Consider the following 19,434-nt stretch of genomic DNA (forward strand, 5'->3'; position numbering starts at 1 on the left):
ACGTGGGTAATATTTCATTTTAACGTTCAGACTTGAACAATTCTAAAACAGGATTACCTGAATTATTCTTGCTCGGCAAGCATCTTATAGCCTCACCGAGCGGGACCTTGTTTATGAGAACTACTGAAGAGAGTCTACCCCATACTTAACGATTATTACATGTGCCTAGCGATATACCTTAATCCTCCGAATAACCATTAGGGTTCATCTTCTGCCAATTCCAACTATCTCGACACATTTCTTCAATGCCATATCGTGCTTCCCAGCCAAGTTCTACCTTGGCTTTTGCCGGATTGCAGTAGCAGGTTGCTATATCACCTGGTCTGCGAGGCTTGAAAGAATATGGTACTTTGACACCATTGACTTTCTCAAAGGCCTTCACTACATCCAAAACACTATAGCCATGACCTGTACCAAGATTGTAAATGGCAAGTCCACAATTCTTTTTGATGGCAATTAATGCTGCGACATGGCCTGAAGCCAAGTCACAGACATGGATATAGTCGCGTACTCCAGTGCCATCATGGGTGTCGTAGTCATTGCCAAAGATGCCTAGTTCCTTTCTTATTCCCACAGCGGTCTGGGTGATGTAGGGCATGAGGTTATTAGGTATGCCATTTGGATTCTCACCAATCATACCGCTCTGATGGGCACCAATAGGATTAAAATAGCGCAGCAGCACCACATTCCACTCTAGGTCTGCTTTCTGCACATCCATCAACACTTCTTCAAGCATACTTTTGGTCTGCCCGTAAGGGTTAGTGCAATGACCTTTGGGACATTCCTCGGTAATAGGAATAATAGCAGGATCACCATAGACTGTAGCAGAGCTACTGAAGATGATGTTTTTGCAGTTATGCTGTCGCATCACTTCCAAAAGGATGAAAGTGCCTGTCATATTGTTATGATAGTACTCCAAAGGCTTTGCGACTGACTCGCCAACAGCTTTGAGGCCAGCAAAGTGGATGACAGCATCAAACTTGTTTTCATCGAACATCTTTGATAGAGCATCTTTATCGCGCACATCAACCTCATAGAAAGGAATCTCCTTACCTATAATCTTTGCGACACGACGTAAAGATTCTGGATTGCTGTTTACAAGGTTATCAACAACAACTACACTGTGACCAGCTTTATCAAGTTCTATGATGGTGTGGCTACCAATATAGCCCGCACCACCTGTTAAAAGTATGTTCATTTTTATCTAAGTATCTGTTTTGTAATATTTATCTTGATTATATCTATTAGCCTGCCATAGGGACAGGCGCATGACACAATTGTAGATGCATTGTGTCTGGGATTATAATGTGCCGTATAATAATCTTGGGGAGGATTATAGTGTTACGTCTATTAATCCGGATATTTATTCACAAACAGCCGTACGACGTGGCTGCCAATAAATCCGTATTATCATTCCTTTCATTTTCATACCCGTTTTCGTTTTATTTACTACAGATTTCCTCTACAATAATTGCACCTTCTTGAATAGAGATGTTTTGCTTATGTTGACCATTACAGTGCGGACACAAAGGAGTAATATAAAGACCTTCAGGGATGGCTACGTCTTTTACATAGATATGACCGCCATGAGCCTTATGGTTTTCAGGCTGATCTGGTTTTCCTTCCTCATCAAACCCTTGTGATTCCTTAATGCAGCGAGGATCAGATATTAATGTGTATATTTTCTTACCACAACATGAACATTCCATCTCATTATCAAGTTTCATCGCTGCTATCTGCCAATATTTATGCCATGCATCAATACTACAGCAAGGTTTTCTGTCAGATGTTTCTCCTTGATTATACTGATTGTTATCTGCAATAGCAATATAAACACCAGGCCTAACACCCTCATTCCTCATATCCACAAACTTTTCTGCAAGATATGCCATCCGATTTTGTTCGTCTATCTGTCTGAACATCTCAAATAAAGGATCGTGTGCCATACTATATTTAGAAATTAGATATGTTATACTTATACATCCCTGCATCCAATACTTCCTTGATGAAATCCCTCTCAACACCCATCATCCCCGCAATCCTATCGCAGTTCTGATCAATACCCCGGGTCAAATATCACCTCGTATCCTGGATTGATATTAATCATTTGTGTAAGAGACTAACTTTACTGATTGCTTGAAAGCATCATTCTTTATATCACTAAAAACCCTCCTGCCTTCAGCATCAACGAAGTTTTTCATTTCCATGAGTTGTCGAGCATACTCACCCTATGAGCTTTTTGTCATCGAAACTTTATATATTCGATTGATGAGCACTTATCCAATCCCAAAAATCACGCGACATTGATCCCCAATATCCTCTTTCGACATTGGTGCTAATAGCACTCACAAAAATTGAATTCAGTTTAGATTCTCCTTCTAGACGTTCAAATACTTGTTTAGCTGTCATAGTATCGTCTTGAACTGACAATAAGCAGTGATTATCCATAAAGAAAAAAGAGTCACCTAAACTTCGAATTCGAGCTTGGAGTTCCGTTATATTATTTGTAGGACTATATACTATAAGGAATGTTTTCATACTGCTTCAAGTTTAAAATTGATATATCTTCTTAATTCCTCTTTCCTTCCTCTCCAGACTCCATCACCGTCAACGTAAAGAGTAAAGTTATGGAAACTACCTTCGTCATAACTGATACAATAATTGATTCGTAGCTTTCCTGACTTGCGATATTTATCTTCTATTTGTGGGCCAGTCAATTCTATTAGATATGAGTCTGGATCAGCTGCCTCGCCTTGCTGTGGCAATCCTGTAGCCTTTGTAATTTTATACAAATCAATATCACGATATTTTCCTTTTGGTATAATTACGCTATCTGATCCCCAGTCGAGTTTTCTCCTTCCTACAACATCATGGATAGTGTCATAAATTTCAGACCCACGCTGGGCATATTCTATCTTTTCGATAACTATCTCACAACGCTTTGCAGAGTCATTTCCGACGTTAGTAACCCGTAGAATTCCTTTGTACATATCAGCAGTCGGATTATTTGCATTATGATTTATAACCTCAATAATCCCGTCACTTAACAATTCAAAATTAAATTTTGGATGCCATATAAACTTTTTAATGGAATCTTTGAATAATGCCACCACAACAGCCATACATGTTCCTATTCCTCCCAATATCTGGAAGAAATAGTAAGACCATAGAAGAATTCCTTGATTCTCGCTCGCAAAAAAGGCTTTGTGAATCCAAAAGCCTATTATAATTCCTATAACCAATATCGTTATTGTCCATAGGATTGATTTATAATTTGTATTCATCTTTGAGATTGAATAATATGTTTTTGAATAAAAAACTATTTTTGTTCTGACTGGCAGTATCGAACTGCATCACCTTTGCGACCACCTGTGCTATCAGAAATATGCTTTGATACTATCTGGCTCCTTTTGAAATGGGAATGGAGTCTGCGTCTGCACAAACGCAGACCCCTAATCTAAATCAGCCTTTCTTCGATATGTTATCACCTATAGTTTTTAAGTCCATGACGATGTTTACAACATCAATCGGAGTTAATGAACCACCCACAATGACAACTCTTAGTGCAATCCCGAGCATATCAAGGATGCTACACAATAACTATAAATTCTCCACTCGGCAGAAATGCCCTTTCGCTTTGTTTGCTAGTCGGGCAACCTTGTGCCCGAACTAACGAAGTTTTGTAATCATTTTCATAAAATACTTTTTTCGTTAATTTTTAGCGGCATAGACCGCGTGATCTAGAATCGCATCGACAACACCATACCCTTCCACCTACCCTTGCAAGACTCAATGCGTTTATCTCATTCCATATTGATTATTGACAATTTCAATATGTATCTTTGTTCTGACTGGCAGTATCGAACTGCATCACTATTGCGACCACCTGTGCAATCAGATATTTGTTTCAAGTCATTAGCCAGAAGCCGAACTCCTGTCATTTTGCCACCATCTTTATTAAAGTATGTTTATTGTTGTATATTTTTGTTTTCTCGTCAAACGCTAGGTTTTCAGTTTCTCTCAGATTTTATCTTGACACCTCATAACCCTGATTTTTCTGATTTTCGCGTTTTTCTCTCATTTTTCCATCAAACACCCCTTTGATCACCTTAACCGTCCTTCTAAAAAATTAATATTTTTTCACTCTTAATGGATAAGAAATCTTAACGCTCTTGCGTATTCGGGTAAAAAGTAGTACTTTTGTATAGAAATGAGCGGAAAAGGCTCAATTTCCCGGATGTCTGATGAATGTCTGATGAAACAGGAAACGGTGTTTTCGTTTTATATTGTGTATCAGGCCGTTATGCGGAAGTTCACATTAGCTGCAAAATCTTTCCAATTGAAATACTTTACTGGTGAGAAAGATAATTCTGGCAATAGTCTCTTTTTAAATGATAAATTGAAATACATTCCCACCAAGGCACTTATAAAACCTGAGAGGCTCATAAATACTATAGTTGGTGACAAGAAATAAAACAACAATATGATAGCAATAACTCTTACTATATGAGTAATGACACTAATTCCAGATTGCAGATCTACTCTATTTTTAACAAAAGTTCCCAAGCCAAACATACCAGTTAACAAACCGATTATCATGGCTGCTGCTGAAAATACAAACATCAACCGAACATCGGTTAACAGAATATCTGGGACTGTAAGAATATTAGCAATGAAAACAATAGCAAAAATTGATACTATAGTAAAAAAGATAGACAGTACAATATTGGCAACCCAAATTGAATTAAAATATTGATTAGCTCCTTCTATATCATTCTTGTAAAACTTCATTGTAATAAAACGACCTGCCATAGAACCAACAGCGGCCGTTAAAATATTATTAAAATTTATAATGTTATTTACCAAGGGGAAAAAACTATATGCTTCTTTCCCTAGCGTTCTAATTAAATATGGTGTAAAAAAGAGAGAAATAAAAATGTTAACACCAAAAGATATGATATTAAATATTAAATTCCTAGCTATTTGCTTATTTTCACTTTGCATAATAATCTATAGTGACCAATATCACGAATAAACTGTTTGGGCAGCCCTGGTGTACTCAAAGGCCAAAAGCGACTACCAACGCCACCAGCCATGATTACGATGTGGGTATTCATTATTTAAATATTATGATTTGTGTCGATACCTGCTACAGGGACAGGCGAGTGACATCAACTGAGATACATTTTAATTAGGATTATATTGCCTTTCGACATGAGTTTGATGTTTCTACGAAGCCAATGCCACAGCAATCGCCCTTCGGCATAGTATTTTGATGGACGTCGGTGGTTGGTTGCAATGAATGCCATTACCTGCTCGTACTGCATCTGCCAGCGCTCGGATTGGGTCATTAGGCACACCTCAGCCATTCTTGACACGGGGACAGTTTGTGGTTCTACATAAGAGTTACAATATATGGATCTTTACCTACGTGAGGATTACCTTCACCCTTTATAGTTAGTACCCCATTTTCCCATTTCATATCTTGCCAATCTTTATCCTTCATATCCATTAGGATTCTTCTTTTGCCAGTTCCAGCTATCACGGCACATATCCTCGATACCATGCTTAGCTTCCCAGCCTAGCTCTGCCTTTGCTTTAGCTGGATTACAATAGCAGGTCGCGATATCACCAGGTCTTCTTTCTTTAAAAACATAAGGAACTTTAACACCATTTACTTTCATGAATGCATTAACCACATCAAGAACAGAGTAGCCATGACCTGTACCAAGATTATAAATAGCTAAGCCTTTATTCTCCGTAATTGCTTTTAATGCAGCAACATGACCAGAGGCCAAGTCACATACATGAATATAATCACGAACACCAGTGCCATCAGGCGTATCATAGTCATTACCGAAGATACCCAATTCCTTACGCATGCCTACTGCTGTCTGGGTAATATATGGCATCAAGTTGTTTGGTATACCATTAGGATTTTCTCCTATAGTTCCACATTCGTGAGCACCGATAGGGTTGAAGTAACGAAGAATAACAACATTCCATTCTGGATCTGCTTTCTGAACATCCATCAGCACCTGTTCCAACATAGATTTGGTCCAACCGTATGGATTAGTACATACTCCCTTAGGGCATTCCTCGGTAATTGGGATGATAGCAGGATCACCATAAACAGTAGCAGAACTTGAAAAAATGATATTCTTACAACCATGCTTACGCATTACATCTACAAGTACGAATACGCCATTCATGTTATTTTCATAATACTCCAAAGGCTTTGCTACAGATTCACCTACAGCTTTCAAACCTGCAAAGTTAATAACGGCATCAATCTTGTTTTCAGAGAACACTTTATCCATAGCCTCGCGATCCCGAACGTCTGCTTCCACAAATGGAATTTCCTTACCAATAATTTTAGCTACACGACGCAATGCCTCTGGCTGTGAATTTACAAAGTTATCTACAACCACAACTGAGTGCCCAGCTTTATCCAATTCGATAATCGTGTGTGAACCAATATAGCCCGCACCACCAGTTAGCAAAATATTCATACGCAATGATTTAAATTTAGTTGAAGTCAATCTTTTTATTCTACCGTCACACTCTTTGCCAAGTTTCGAGGCATATCCACGTTTAGACCTTTCTTCACTGCTACGTGATAAGATAGCAACTGCAAAGGAATAACGCTAAGCAACGGAGCAAAAGGACCAATTGTCTGTGGAATCTCTATTACCTCATCAGCAATCTCCCTTACATCCATATCACCTTCTGTAACCACAGCGAGGATTCTACCATTACGAGCTTTTACCTCTTTCATATTAGAGATTATCTTCTGATAGAGCTGGTGATGAGTTGCTATAAAAACGATAGGCATATCTTCGTCTACCAATGCAATAGGTCCATGTTTCATTTCTGCTGCTGGGTAACCTTCTGCATGGATATATGAGATTTCCTTCAATTTCAATGCACCTTCTAGAGCAACAGGATAATTGAATCCACGGCCTAAGTATAAGAAATTTTTAGCATAGGTATAACGATTTGAAAGTTTGTCTATCTTATCATTCTGCTCCAAAACTTTCTGTATCTTCTCAGGGATAGTAGCCAATTCTGCTATATACTCTGAATATTCCTTATCCGTTACTGTGCCTAGTGCATGGCCAAGCGCAATTGAAAGCATTGACAACACCACAACCTGACCTGTAAAGGCTTTGGTAGATGCAACACCAATCTCAGGACCTACATGAATATAAATACCTGTATCACTTTCACGAGCAATAGATGAACCAACACCATTAACGATTCCAAATACAAGAGCTCCGTTCTCTTTAGCCAATTGAATAGCAGCTAAAGTATCAGCAGTTTCACCACTTTGACTGATAGCAATAATGACATCATCCTTATCAATCACCGGTTCACGATAGCGGAACTCACTGGCATATTCTACTTCAACACGGATACGACACATCTTTTCAATTAACTGCTTACCAATAAGGCCAGCATGCCATGAAGTACCACAGGCGACAATGATGACATGACGAGCACGGATAAGTTGAGATTTGAAGTTGGTAAGTGCTGATAAGTTGATCTTGTTATTCTCTGGATGATCCTTATCAACAAACAAGCGTCCACGAATACAGTTTCTGATACATTCCGGTTGATCATAGATTTCTTTCAGCATAAAATGAGGGAAACCACCTTTGGTCAATTGAGATATATCGAGATCTACCTTCTTGATGTCAAAGTCTACACTATGATTGTTTAAATCGATTATCTTGATGTCTTCTCCTGAATGAATACAAGCAATCTGCTCATCATCTAAATAGATTACTTTATCGGTATATTCTACGATAGGAGAAGCATCACTACCGACAAAAAACTCACTATTATTTTCGCCAACACCAACAACCAATGGACTTGATTTACGGGCAGCAATCAATGTATCAGGATGATTCTTATCTATCACAGCAATAGCATAAGCACCAATAACTTTATTCAAAGCTGCACAAACAGCATCTAAGAGATTCTCTGTTTGACGATAAGAATAGTCTATGAGCTGAACAAGAACTTCTGTATCCGTCTCGCTCTTAAACTCATATCCCTTATCTATCAGCTGCTGTTTTAGCTCAATATAATTCTCAATGATACCATTATGTACCAAAGCCAAATCACCACTCATGGATACATGAGGATGAGCATTGGTCGCATTCGGTTGACCATGCGTAGCCCAACGAGTATGAGCTATACCAATGGTACCTTTAATATCTTTATCGGCTGCAACATGCTCCAATTCTGAAACCTTACCCTTTGCCTTATAGACATTAAGTTGGTCTTGGTGCACCATAGCAACACCAGCAGAGTCATATCCACGGTATTCCAAACGATGCAAACCTTTAATCAGAATAGGGTAAGCTTGTTTTGTGCCTATATATCCTACAATTCCACACATAAAAGTATTTTAACTTATCCCACTTTTGAGATACTATTAATTATTATCTGCCACTAGCTTTGGTAGTACATTATTAAGTACACCTTAAAATCAATTAGTCTATTGATGTGTAATATATTGTTCTAAAGCTTTCTCCAATAGGAATAGAGATCTTTTTAGAGCTTCTTTGTTAAGCACATAAGCAAGTTGTACTTGATTTTTACCAAGTTCTGGTGTGCTATAGAAACCGGCTGCTGGTGCCATCATGATTGTCTCTTGTTGACCTGTAGTTTCATTTTTATATCGGAAATCTGAAAGACACCAGCTACAAAAATCTTCAGCATCCTCAACAGGTAACTTGGCTACAGTATAGAATGCACCCATTGGAATTGGGGTATATCAACCTGGAATACGATTAATGCCATCAATCAAACATTTACGTCTCTCAAGATATTCCTCATAAACGTCTCGAGAATAAGTGAATAATAACTTTTCCACTGTTGGGGATATACAGTAAACCTAAGATAGCCTGTTAACTTATGTATGGTTACACTAAAGCAAAGATTTTGCTGATTTCCAGACATTTATACTCAATATACCATACAATAGTAATAGAAAATGCCTAATAAATGGTATTTCCTATGTGCTCGACTTACTTTAATTTTGCACACAGAAAAACATATTGTTTGATTAGATTACTTGAAGTAGTAGTCTTTCGATTGAAAAACATTAAATTATATAATAGCTAACAGGAGGAATAATTATGGCAAAGATTATTGAAAGTTCTCTCGAGTTGATTGGTAATACACCACTTCTAAAACTCAACAATTATTCAAAAAAGGCTGGGGTTAATCAGGCAACACTCTTGGCTAAATTGGAATATCTCAATCCTGCCGGTTCGGTTAAGGATCGTATTGCTCTTGCTATGATAGAGGATGCTGAGAATAAAGGGCTATTGAAGCCTGGCGCTACTATCATAGAGCCAACTTCTGGTAATACGGGTATCGGTTTAGCCGCTGTGGCTTCTGCTAAGGGGTATAAGGCTATTCTTACTCTGCCTGATACGATGAGCGTTGAGCGCAGAAATCTGTTAAAGGCTTATGGTGCTGAGATTGTCTTGACAGAAGGTGCCAAGGGTATGAAGGGGGCTATTGCTAAGGCTGATGAACTCAATAGGAGTATTCCGGGGTCGGTGATTCTCGGACAGTTTGTTAATCCTGCTAATCCTGAAATTCATCGTAAGACTACAGGACCTGAGATTTGGGATCAGACGGATGGCAATGTTGATATCTTTGTTGCAGGTGTCGGCACTGGTGGTACACTTTCGGGTGTCGGCGAATATCTGAAGTCGAAGAACGCTAACGTGAAGATTGTTGCTGTAGAGCCTGCTACGTCTCCGGTATTGACCAAAGGTATTGCTGGACCTCATAAGATACAGGGTATCGGAGCCGGATTTATTCCTGATACACTGAATATAAAAATCTATGACGAAGTGATTGCTATCGAAAACGAAGATGCTTTTGCTGAAGGTAAAAAGTTTGCGGTTAGCGAGGGTATTCTTGTTGGAATCTCTTCTGGTGCAGCTTTAAAGGCTGCGTCGATTCTGGCAGCTCGCCCAGAGAATGAAGGTAAGAACATCGTCGTGTTGCTGCCTGATTCTGGTGACAGATACTTGTCTACAGCTTTATTCTCTAATAACTAATCCTATTTTTTTTTGAGCGATTTCCTTGTCTACCGAGAGCAAAAATGTTCTCGGTAAGATAAATATATGTCTATCTAAAAAGATTTATAAGTGAAATTCCAAATAGAATTATGACTGAAATTCAAGAGAAATTACGAAATAATCACCCTTGCTTTGCTGAGAAACCTGGTAATCTCGGAAGAATTCATCTGCCGGTTAGCCCAGCTTGTAACATCGGTTGCCGATTTTGCAGCCGTGTCTTGAATGATACGGAGCAGCGACCTGGTGTAACCGCTAAGGTTATCACTCCAGAGGAGAGTATCGCTATTCTTAAAAAGGCATTAAAGATATGTCCTGCTATCAAGGTGGCTGGTATCGCTGGACCGGGTGATACTTTGGCTACAGATACGGCTCTGCAGACATTCCGTTTAATTGATAAGGAGTTTCCTCATTTGCTTAAATGTATGAGTACTAACGGATTATTGCTTGCTGAGAAGGCTGACGAAGTGATAGAGGCGAAGATAGACTCTTTGACGGTTACGGTGAATGCTGTAGACCCTGAGATAGAAGCCAAACTGAATAAGTTTGTCGTGTATCATGGCAAAAAGTATGATGCGCTGGAGGGGGCTAAGATCTTGATCGAAAACCAACTCAATGGTATTCGAAAGGTGGCGGAGAGTGGTATCACTGTGAAGGTGAACACGGTATTGGTGCCTAAAATCAATGGGCATCACATCGAACAGATAGCCAAGACGGTTTCTTCGCTGGGTGCTTCGATTTATAATATCATTCCTTTGATACCGACGTATGAACTCAAGGATGAGAAGGCTCCTTTCTGTTTCCAGATAGAGGAGGCGAGAAAGCAAGCTGAGAAATACATGGATGTGTTCCGCCACTGTAATCGCTGTCGTGCCGATGCGGTAGGTGTTCCGGGGGTGAATGATTTCTCCAAGGAGGTTTATTCAGAGGACTTTGTTGTATCAGAAACTTTCTCACATGGATAACGAGCATCAATATAACGCATTTCGTGTTGCTGCTGCTTCGACGGATTACGGGTATACCGTGGATGTTCATTTTGGCAGAGCAACTGAGTTTTATATATACCAGTTTTTTGATGGGGAGTGGGATTACCTGGAAAAGCGTTCGGTAGAGCCGGTATGTCTGGGTGGAAGTCATTCTTCTTCAGAAATGGAGGCGAGAATTAATCTCTTTCAGGATTGCCAGTATATTATCGCTTCGCGAATAGGTGTGGGAGCGATTTCTTTGATGAGGCAAAAGGGCATTACGGCGATGGCTTTGCCGGGAGATCTTCTTGAGGCTTTAGAAAAAGTACAGTCGTATAACGAAATACAAAATTTATTTTAAGGGTGGAAATTTTTGATAACCACCTTAGTTGTTTCATAGCCACGCTTGTGGCTGCAAAAGCATTATCTTTAAAATGGCAGAATTAAGACAAATTGCAATTTACGGAAAAGGAGGTATCGGTAAATCAACCACGACTCAGAATCTTACAGCAGGATTGGTTGAACACGGTAAAAAAGTTATGGTTGTGGGGTGCGACCCAAAAGCGGATTCTACCCGTTTGTTATTGGGCGGTTTAGCTCAAAAGACGGTTTTGGATACCATTCGTGACGAAGGTGAGGACATCTCATTAGACAGAATTATGCGTACGGGCTTCGGCGGTACACGTTGTGTGGAGTCGGGTGGTCCTGAGCCTGGAGTGGGGTGTGCTGGTCGTGGTATCATCACCTCAATTAATATGTTGGAAAACTTAGGTGCTTATACTGATGATTTGGATTATGTCTTCTATGATGTCTTGGGTGACGTGGTCTGTGGCGGTTTTGCAATGCCTATTCGTGAGGGTAAGGCGAAGGAAATTTATATTGTTGCTTCGGGTGAGATGATGGCTCTGTATGCTGCCAATAATATCGCAAAAGGTATCCAGCGTTATGCCCGTACTGGTGGTGTTCGTTTGGGTGGTATCATTTGTAACTCAAGAAATGTGGATCGTGAGTTAGATTTGCTTCGTGCCTTCGCTCATGAACTGGGTACTCAGTTGATTCATTTCGTTCCACGTAATAATATTGTCCAACGAGCTGAAATCAATAAGAAAACGGTGATAGAGTATAAGCCGGATTCTGATCAGGCTGATGAATATCGACAGTTGGCTAAGGCGATTATTGACAATGATAAGTTTGTTATTCCTACGCCTATGACACAGGAACGTCTCGAGGAGATTCTTCTTGAATATGGCTTGCTGGATAATGCTGATGACGATTATCGTATATAATGTATGGGGTACAAGATTGCAGTGGCTGTACAAAAATAGATTGTGCAATATTACAATAAGATAGATGGGAGAAAGCTAAAGTTTAAGTATCAACAAGAGTAAATTATGGCAAATAGAATAAATCTGGATATGACCACCGTCAAAAATCGTGAGTTGCGACTCGGTACGATTATCGGATGGGACGGCTCTGCGAAAGAGTTGATAGAGCAATCGGCTTACGATGAGCGAAGCGTAAAAAAACATGGTGGTTGTGCTGGGGCAGGACAGGGGTGTCGGCTTTGTGAATTGCAAAGTCCTTTGAATCAGACGACGATGTGCTCTAATGCTATTGTACAATGCCAGATAGGTAATCTTACGGATTGTGTCTTGATAGACCATGCACCTATTGGCTGTAGTAGTGAGAATGCGAAGTTTAACCTTTCTATGCATGTGGGGCTTGCTCGTCGTGGTAAACCTCAGCAAAACACGCTCAATATGAGTACTAATCTTCAGGAGAAGGATATGGTTTTTGGTGGTAGTGCCAAACTCCGTCAGGCTATCCGTATAGCCAAGGAGCGCTATAATCCTAAGGCCATTTTCATTTCTATGGCTTGTGCTACTGCTATTACGGGCGAAGATATCGACAGTGTGGCTGAGGAGTTAGAGCCTGAGGTGGGGGTGCCTGTGATTCCTTTGCATTGTGAGGGCTTCCGAAGTAAGCATTGGAGTACTGGTTTCGATGTTGCCTTTCATGGTGTGCTGAGACAGATTGTGGAGAGACATCCTACTAAAAAGCAAAAGGACTTGATTAATATCGTTGCCTTATGGGGTACAGACTGGTTTACGGATCTATTGAAACCTTTGGGGCTTCGCGTTAATTATCTGCTCGACTGTGCTTCATATGAGGAGATTCGACAGGCTTCTGAAGCTGTTGCTACCACAACGTTCTGTGAAACACTTGGTGGCTATATGGGTGCGGCGCTTGAAGATCAGTTTGGTGTGCCACAGATTGATGCTCCGCAACCTTATGGTATCAAGGGTACTGATGCCTGGCTGAGAGCGATTGCCAAAGTGGTTGGTAAGGAGAAAGAGGCTGAGGCTTTTATAGAAAGCGAGCATCAGCGTATCGCTCCGCAATTAGAAGCGTATCGTGAGTATTTCAAGGGTAAGTATGGTATGGTGCTTACGGGGTCGGCTTATGCTCATGGCTTGATAAGTGTTTTGGCGGAGCTGGGTATCAAAAATGAGGCGGCTCTTGTTTTCCACCATGACCCGATTTATGATGGTGCTGGTAAGAATCAGGATACATTAAAGGAACTGGTAGAAACGTATGGCGATATTCCTCACTATACGGTCAGTAAGACACGTGCTTTCCAGTTGCCGCAACTGCTGAAGCGTGCTAAAACGGATTTCTTAATTATTCGTCACCCTGGATTGGCTTCTGTGGCAGGACATCTTGGTGTGCCTACTTTTGCTTTGGGTGATGAGCATATCCCTGTTGGGTATGATGGCATCTTGCGTGTGGGTGAAATTCTCAAAGGTGTATTAGCTCGTACTAAGTTTAATAAGACGCTTCAGCGTCATGTACGCTTGCCATATAATGATTGGTGGTTCAATCAGGATGATCCTTTCATTCTCACGAAAGACAAATCAGTCTTTGTGGATATTGAGAAGAAACTAGAAGAGGTTAAGTTTTAAAGGGGCATGTATATCTTGTTAAGAGTAAAGATTTCAGGCTAAAATATCTATATTTTCGAATACATCAAAAATGATCAGGTAATGAGCGATATAAAAAAGAAGAAACCTTCGGTAATATCCGATGTAAGATATGCTTGTGCGGTTGGCGCGACGAATACCGTGGTGGCCATTAAAGGGGCTGTTCCGATAGCGAATTGTAGTCCGGGATGTCAGTTGAAGACAACGGCTATGTTGACTTTCGAAAATGGGTTTCAGGGTAGTATTGCTGCAGGTGGTGGTAATATGCCCAGTGCTAATTCTACAGAGAACGATGTCGTATTTGGTGGCATTAAAACTTTGGATGAACTCATCAAATCTACTCTTAAAATCTATGAGGGTGATCTCTTTGTGGTGCTTACGGGGTGTGTAGGTGAGCTTATCGGTGATAATGTGCCCGATCTTGTAAGTAATTATCAACGAGCAGGTTATCCTATCGTATATGCTAACACTGCTGGCTTTAAGGGTAACAATCTGTATGGACATGAAGTGGTGGTAGATGCGATCATCGACCAGTTTGTGGGCGACTACCAGGGGGAAAAGAAAAAGGGACTTATCAACCTTTGGTTTGAAACGCCATACTATAACCATAACTGGCGTGGTGATTATCAGGAACTTGCTCGCATATTACGCGGTGCAGGATTTGAAGTCAATGTTCTCTTTGGTGCTGAGAACCCTGGTGTTGAGGCTTGGAAGAGAATACCGCAAGCACAGTTTAATCTTGTTGTATCTCCATGGGTCGGTATCAAAAATGCAGAGCATTTGCAGAAGAAATATAATCAGCCATACTTGCATATTCCTGAAATTCCTGTAGGTGAAGAAGCTACAGCGAAGTTTATCCGTCAAGTAGTGGAATATGCGGGTATTGACAAGGCGCAATCGGAGCAGTTCATCCGTCAGGAAGCTGATATTTATTATTATTATTTGGAGCATTTCTCTGAGTTTTTTGCAGAGTATTGGTATGGTATGCCGAGCGAGTTTGTGGTAACGGCAGATGCTGCTTATGCGTTGGCTTATTCCAAGTTTCTTGCCGACCAAATCGGTTTGATACCGAAAAAAGTGATTATTACGGATAATACACCGGAGAAATATCGACCAGCGATAACGGAATATTTCAAGAATAACATTTCTGAGGGAGTAAGCATTGACGTCGAATTTGAGGAAGACGGCTATTTGGTAGAGAAGAAAATAGAAAGTGTGGAATTTACCTCTGGTAAACCATTAATCCTCGGTTCTTCATGGGAGCTTACTCTTGCCGATAAGAAGGGGGCTCTGTTCTTTGAAGTTGCCACTCCTTCTTCTGAAACACTGGTTATTAACCGTTCGCATATTGGATACAGAGGGGCATTGCAATTCCTGGAGAGAATATACAGTGCATCTGTAGGTGGTAGATAATATTATTACGCAAAAAAGCCCATGGCTATAATCCTGTTAGGAATAGCTATGGGCTTTTATTTGATAAAAATTTCGTCTTTTTGGTTGTGCCTTTGATGCTGTTTAATAGGCATGTTTGTCTGGAATGATAATACTCTTGGCGGTCATCCATATTATTTTTAGGTCAAGCCATATACTCCAGTTCTCAATATACCAAATGTCCCGTTTTATGCGGCCTTCCATCTGCCAGAGTTCTTTCGTCTCTCCACGATAACCGGTAACCTGTGCCCAACCGGTAATGCCTGGTTTACAGAAATGGCGGACCATATACTTATCAATCAGCTTGCCATACATCTCTGTGTGGGTAAGCATGTGTGGGCGAGGGCCGACTATACTCATATCACCCTTGAGAACATTGATGAATTGTGGAAATTCATCCAAGTTGGTCTTGCGGATAAAGTTGCCGAAAGCAAATTTACGAGGGTCGTTTTTGGTTGCTTGTATCTTATCCGCATCTTTATTGACGTGCATAGAGCGGAACTTATAGCAATAGAAGGTTTTACCATCTATACCTGTTCTGCCCTGACGGAAGAAGATTGGACCAGGACTTTGTATCTTGATGATGAGGCCGATAATAAGAGTAAGGGGAACCAAAAAGATGCACACACCCAAAGATACAGCAATATCAAAGCTACGTTTAATAATACGGTTTATTGGGCGTCTCAGAGGTTCTATTCGGTTTCTATATACTAAGTGATCGCCTAGCATGCAGGCTTTCAGGTTTAATTGATAGTCTTCGAAAGCATGGGGTACATAGAAGAAGCGTACTACGTTTTTATCACACGAATGTGCTATGCGGTTTATTTCTTCCGAATCGTTATGTGATATACTGCAATAGAGTTCGTCTATATTGAGTTCATGTAGTGGATCACTGTCCCATTTATCAAGTTTCTTGTTGAGATCATCTATGCTGCCCAGGTATTTCAGCTTGTCTGGTGCTCCCTCCATCTCTTTATCGGCATAGTATCCTTTGATGCGGTAACCCGATGATATTGTAGATGAGAAATCGTTATATAGATTAAGGAGTGATTTATCATGTCCCACGAAGAGTACAGAGCGCGTATTACGACCAATAGAGCGAAGATAGGATAGGAATCTATGTTCTGCAGCGCGCGAAAGTATAATTAGGGTGAAAAGTGTTACTGTAAAGGACATGTAGAAAGAAAAATAGCCTACCTCCCATGACAACAGTTTAATGATGAAACAGAAAAGTACCATCTGTAAACCTACTAATCGCGAAACATTAAGGAAAACCTCAGAATATTTAATCAGACGACGCTGAATAATAGATTTATAGAAAAACTCAGCAATGAACATCGAAAAGTTCATTACTATAAATGTTATTTTGGTAGCAAATAAAAAATAATGTGGTATCCAGGAGTTACAAAAAATAACAGTAAAAAGGAATAATACGTTTAATATAAAAAAATCACCTAATAATACTGAAAATCTTACATATTCGTTTTCCTCGGATTCTTTCTTAATTTGATTCATGGTCCTAACTTTCTTTTCATATGCAAATTTAATTATAAAAATTTGGAAACGCAAGTTTTAAGTGTCTTTTTTGATGAAAAAAGTATGAATTATGCTGAAAAAGCATTATCTTTGCATTCAAATTTGTGAATAAGAAAATATATAAACTTTAAGTAATGAAAAGAATTTTATTCGGTTTCATGCTAGCCATGATGACACTTGGGGGGTATGCCCAGGTTCAAGCGGGAGCTAAACTTGATAAAGGAAATGCTGCGCTGAAAAAGGACAATGGTATGACGAAACAAGAGCTTACCACAGGCAAAGCGGGAAATAGTGTAGAACTGCAGGATAAAGCTCAGCAGGAAGAAAGGGCTATTGATCACGACATCAAGCAGAGTGTTGCTCAGAACAAAGGTAAGTCTCGTAAAATTTTCGGTCATGATATTTTTAATAGTAAGTTGCTGAGTTTTGAACCGAATATGAATATCGCTACCCCTGCTAATTATGTGCTTGGTCCTGGTGACGAAGTGGTTATAAATATTTATGGTGGTAGCCAGAAAGAAAATACTTATCAGATTTCTAAAGAAGGTACGGTAACTGTTCCAGGTTATGGCCCTATCCGCTTGAGTGGTTTAACGGTTGCTCAGGCTAATAGTCGTTTGCGTAAGACGCTGGGTAAACGTTATCGTAGCAGTAATATGAGTACGAGTGTGAGCAGTACTCGTAGTATCCGCGTCAATGTGATGGGTGAGGTCAGCGTGCCTGGTACTTATACTTTGAGTGCGTATGCTACTGTGTTCCATGCCTTATATCAGGCTGGTGGTATCAATAATATCGGTACTCTTCGTAATATTAAGGTGTTCCGTAATGGTCGTCAGGTTAGCGTGGTCGATGTTTATGAATATATCATGAATGGTCGCCTGGCTGGTAATGTACGTCTGCATGATAACGATGTGATTATCGTCGGACCTTATGAGAGTCTTGTTGATATTGCTGGTGCAGTAAAGCGTCCTATGACTTACGAGATGCGTAAGAATGATAATGTTGCTACTATTCTGAACTATGCTGGTGGCTTTGCGAATGATGCTTATAAGGGCCAGATTCGTTTGCTTCGTGCTAATGGTGACGAAAAGACGGTGTTTAATATTAGTCAGAATGAACTGAAGTCTTTTAAGGTGATGGATGGTGATGCCTTGAAGGTTGATGATATGCTCGATCGTTATAGTAATATGGTAGAGGTGAAAGGTGCTGTGTTCCGTCCTGGTCTTTATGAGTTGGGTAAGGAGGTTACTTCTATCCGTTCTTTGGTAAAAATGGCTCAGGGCTTAACGGAGGATGCTTATCCTGAGCATGCTGTTATCCATCGTTTGAAGGATGATCGTACGAAGCGTGTTATTGCTGTAAATATCAAGGATATCTTGGATGGTCGTGCACCTGATGTTCAATTGAAGAATGAGGATGTTATCTTTATCCCTACAGAGGCAGATAAGACCAAGGCGCGTACCTTGACAATCAGTGGTGAGGTGCAATTCCCTGGTACTTATGAATATGCTGAAAATCAGACTATCGAGGATTTCATCGTTCAGGCAGGTGGCCTTACTGATGCTGCTTCTACGGCTAAGGTAGATGTGAGTCGTCGTATCTTAAATCCTAGTGCTACTCAGGCTGGTAATGAAATCGCTAAGACTTATACTTTTACTTTGCAGAATGGGTTGTTGATTAATCCAGAGCCTGGATTCTTTTTGCAGCCTTATGATCAGGTGTATGTACGTAGAAGTCCGGGATTTGAGGCGCAACGTAATGTAACGATTACTGGTGAGGCTCTTTTCCCTGGTGAGTACGCGATGGTTCGAAAAGATATGCGTTTGAGCGATCTTGTAAAAACTTCAGGTGGTGTCTCTTCTTATGCGTATGTGAAGGGTGCCCGTATCGAACGTAAGATGAGTGAGGATGAGAAATTGCGTATGAAGTCTATTCTTAAGGCTATGGCTCATCAGAATACGAAGCACGATTCGATAATTGTTGACAATGTAGTGCTGGGTGATACTTATTATGTAGGTATTGATCTTGAAAAGGCTTTGGCTAAGCCTGGTTGTCCTGAGGATTTAATCCTTCGTGCTGGTGATAAGTTGTTTATCCCAGAATATAACCCTACTGTACATATTTCGGGTGACGTGATGTTCCCTAATACGGTTTCTTATGTACCAGGTAAAAAGACTGCTTACTATATTAATCAGGCTGGTGGCTATGGCAACCGTGCCAAGAAGGGTAAGACTTTCGTGGTTTATCAGAATGGTCATGTAAGTGTGAAAGGTAAGGGTAAGATAGAGCCGGGATGTGAGGTAATCGTACCTAGTCGACCTGATCGTAAAGGCATTGATCTCAGTGCCCTTGTTGGTATGGGTACAAGTCTTGCCTCTCTCGCCACTGTTATTGTAGCATTAACCAAGTAATTGA

At 40.3% G+C, this 19,434-nt stretch carries 16 protein-coding genes and 1 pseudogene; 7 read left to right on the plus strand and 10 right to left on the minus strand.

The window, feature by feature from the left end; genetic code table 11:
• Window positions 1-178: 178 nt before the first annotated feature.
• The 9 genes and pseudogenes from galE (L6469_RS11365) to L6469_RS11400 all read right to left on the minus strand — a co-directional run.
• Window positions 179-1,198 (minus strand): UDP-glucose 4-epimerase GalE, encoded by a 1,020-nt coding sequence (gene galE, locus L6469_RS11365; protein ID WP_006283736.1) that lies wholly within the window; start codon window positions 1,196-1,198, stop codon window positions 179-181.
• 244 nt (window positions 1,199-1,442) lie between these two features.
• Window positions 1,443-1,946 carry a hypothetical protein gene (locus L6469_RS11370; RefSeq protein ID WP_143067221.1) on the minus strand — a complete coding sequence of 168 codons (504 nt, stop codon included), beginning with the start codon at window positions 1,944-1,946 and terminating at the stop codon, window positions 1,443-1,445.
• Between the two features lie 307 nt (window positions 1,947-2,253).
• Window positions 2,254-2,538 carry a hypothetical protein gene (locus tag L6469_RS11375; protein ID WP_039871248.1) on the minus strand — a complete coding sequence of 95 codons (285 nt, stop codon included), beginning with the start codon at window positions 2,536-2,538 and terminating at the stop codon, window positions 2,254-2,256.
• Window positions 2,535-3,242: a hypothetical protein gene (locus L6469_RS11380; RefSeq protein ID WP_155815439.1), complete on the minus strand. Its 708-nt coding sequence runs from the start codon at window positions 3,240-3,242 to the stop codon at window positions 2,535-2,537. The genes L6469_RS11375 and L6469_RS11380 overlap by 4 nt, the downstream gene beginning before the upstream one ends.
• A 1,051-nt stretch (window positions 3,243-4,293) precedes the next feature.
• Entirely contained in the window at window positions 4,294-5,004 is a 711-nt protein-coding gene (locus tag L6469_RS11385; RefSeq protein WP_006283732.1) for a hypothetical protein, read from the minus strand.
• Window positions 4,980-5,117, minus strand: coding sequence for a sugar phosphate nucleotidyltransferase (locus L6469_RS14830; protein WP_006283730.1), 138 nt, complete (start codon window positions 5,115-5,117; stop codon window positions 4,980-4,982). Before L6469_RS14830 ends, L6469_RS11385 begins: the two co-directional genes overlap by 25 nt.
• Before the next feature lie 378 nt (window positions 5,118-5,495).
• On the minus strand, window positions 5,496-6,512 hold the full coding sequence (galE, locus tag L6469_RS11390; protein WP_006283727.1) for a UDP-glucose 4-epimerase GalE: 1,017 nt from the start codon (window positions 6,510-6,512) through the stop codon (window positions 5,496-5,498).
• 35 nt (window positions 6,513-6,547) lie between these two features.
• The gene (gene glmS, locus L6469_RS11395; RefSeq protein ID WP_006283726.1) at window positions 6,548-8,407 is read right to left on the minus strand and encodes a glutamine--fructose-6-phosphate transaminase (isomerizing); all 1,860 of its coding nucleotides are present in this window, start codon (window positions 8,405-8,407) and stop codon (window positions 6,548-6,550) included.
• 99 nt (window positions 8,408-8,506) lie between these two features.
• Window positions 8,507-8,863, minus strand: a pseudogene (locus L6469_RS11400) (pyridoxal phosphate-dependent aminotransferase); the annotation flags it as partial.
• Between the two features lie 286 nt (window positions 8,864-9,149).
• Here L6469_RS11400 and cysK point away from each other — a divergent pair.
• The 6 genes from cysK to L6469_RS11430 all read left to right on the plus strand — a co-directional run bounded on the left by cysK (window position 9,150) and on the right by L6469_RS11430 (window position 15,465).
• A complete protein-coding gene (gene cysK, locus L6469_RS11405; protein WP_006281728.1) occupies window positions 9,150-10,088 on the plus strand; it encodes a cysteine synthase A in 939 nt (312 codons plus the stop codon).
• A 110-nt stretch (window positions 10,089-10,198) separates the two neighbouring features.
• Window positions 10,199-11,071: a radical SAM protein gene (locus tag L6469_RS11410; RefSeq protein WP_039869820.1), complete on the plus strand. Its 873-nt coding sequence runs from the start codon at window positions 10,199-10,201 to the stop codon at window positions 11,069-11,071.
• The gene (locus tag L6469_RS11415) at window positions 11,064-11,432 is read left to right on the plus strand and encodes a NifB/NifX family molybdenum-iron cluster-binding protein (protein ID WP_006281726.1); all 369 of its coding nucleotides are present in this window, start codon (window positions 11,064-11,066) and stop codon (window positions 11,430-11,432) included. The genes L6469_RS11410 and L6469_RS11415 overlap by 8 nt, the downstream gene beginning before the upstream one ends.
• Window positions 11,433-11,505: 73 nt before the next feature.
• Window positions 11,506-12,357 (plus strand): nitrogenase iron protein, encoded by an 852-nt coding sequence (gene nifH / locus L6469_RS11420; RefSeq protein ID WP_006281725.1) that lies wholly within the window; start codon window positions 11,506-11,508, stop codon window positions 12,355-12,357.
• 105 nt (window positions 12,358-12,462) lie between these two features.
• Window positions 12,463-14,034 carry a nitrogenase component 1 gene (locus L6469_RS11425; protein ID WP_006281724.1) on the plus strand — a complete coding sequence of 524 codons (1,572 nt, stop codon included), beginning with the start codon at window positions 12,463-12,465 and terminating at the stop codon, window positions 14,032-14,034.
• Window positions 14,035-14,115: 81 nt separating this feature from the next.
• Window positions 14,116-15,465 (plus strand): nitrogenase component 1, encoded by a 1,350-nt coding sequence (locus L6469_RS11430; protein ID WP_039869816.1) that lies wholly within the window; start codon window positions 14,116-14,118, stop codon window positions 15,463-15,465.
• A gap of 102 nt (window positions 15,466-15,567) precedes the next feature.
• Here L6469_RS11430 and L6469_RS11435 read toward each other — a convergent pair whose 3' ends face one another.
• Entirely contained in the window at window positions 15,568-16,998 is a 1,431-nt protein-coding gene (locus L6469_RS11435) for an undecaprenyl-phosphate glucose phosphotransferase (RefSeq protein WP_039869813.1), read from the minus strand.
• Window positions 16,999-17,153: 155 nt separating this feature from the next.
• Here L6469_RS11435 and L6469_RS11440 point away from each other — a divergent pair, with 155 nt between their 5' ends.
• Window positions 17,154-19,430 carry an SLBB domain-containing protein gene (locus L6469_RS11440; protein WP_039869810.1) on the plus strand — a complete coding sequence of 759 codons (2,277 nt, stop codon included), beginning with the start codon at window positions 17,154-17,156 and terminating at the stop codon, window positions 19,428-19,430.
• Window positions 19,431-19,434: the final 4 nt, after the last annotated feature.

The organism is Segatella baroniae B14 (genome assembly GCF_022024235.1).
GTDB lineage: Bacteria > Bacteroidota > Bacteroidia > Bacteroidales > Bacteroidaceae > Prevotella > Prevotella bryantii.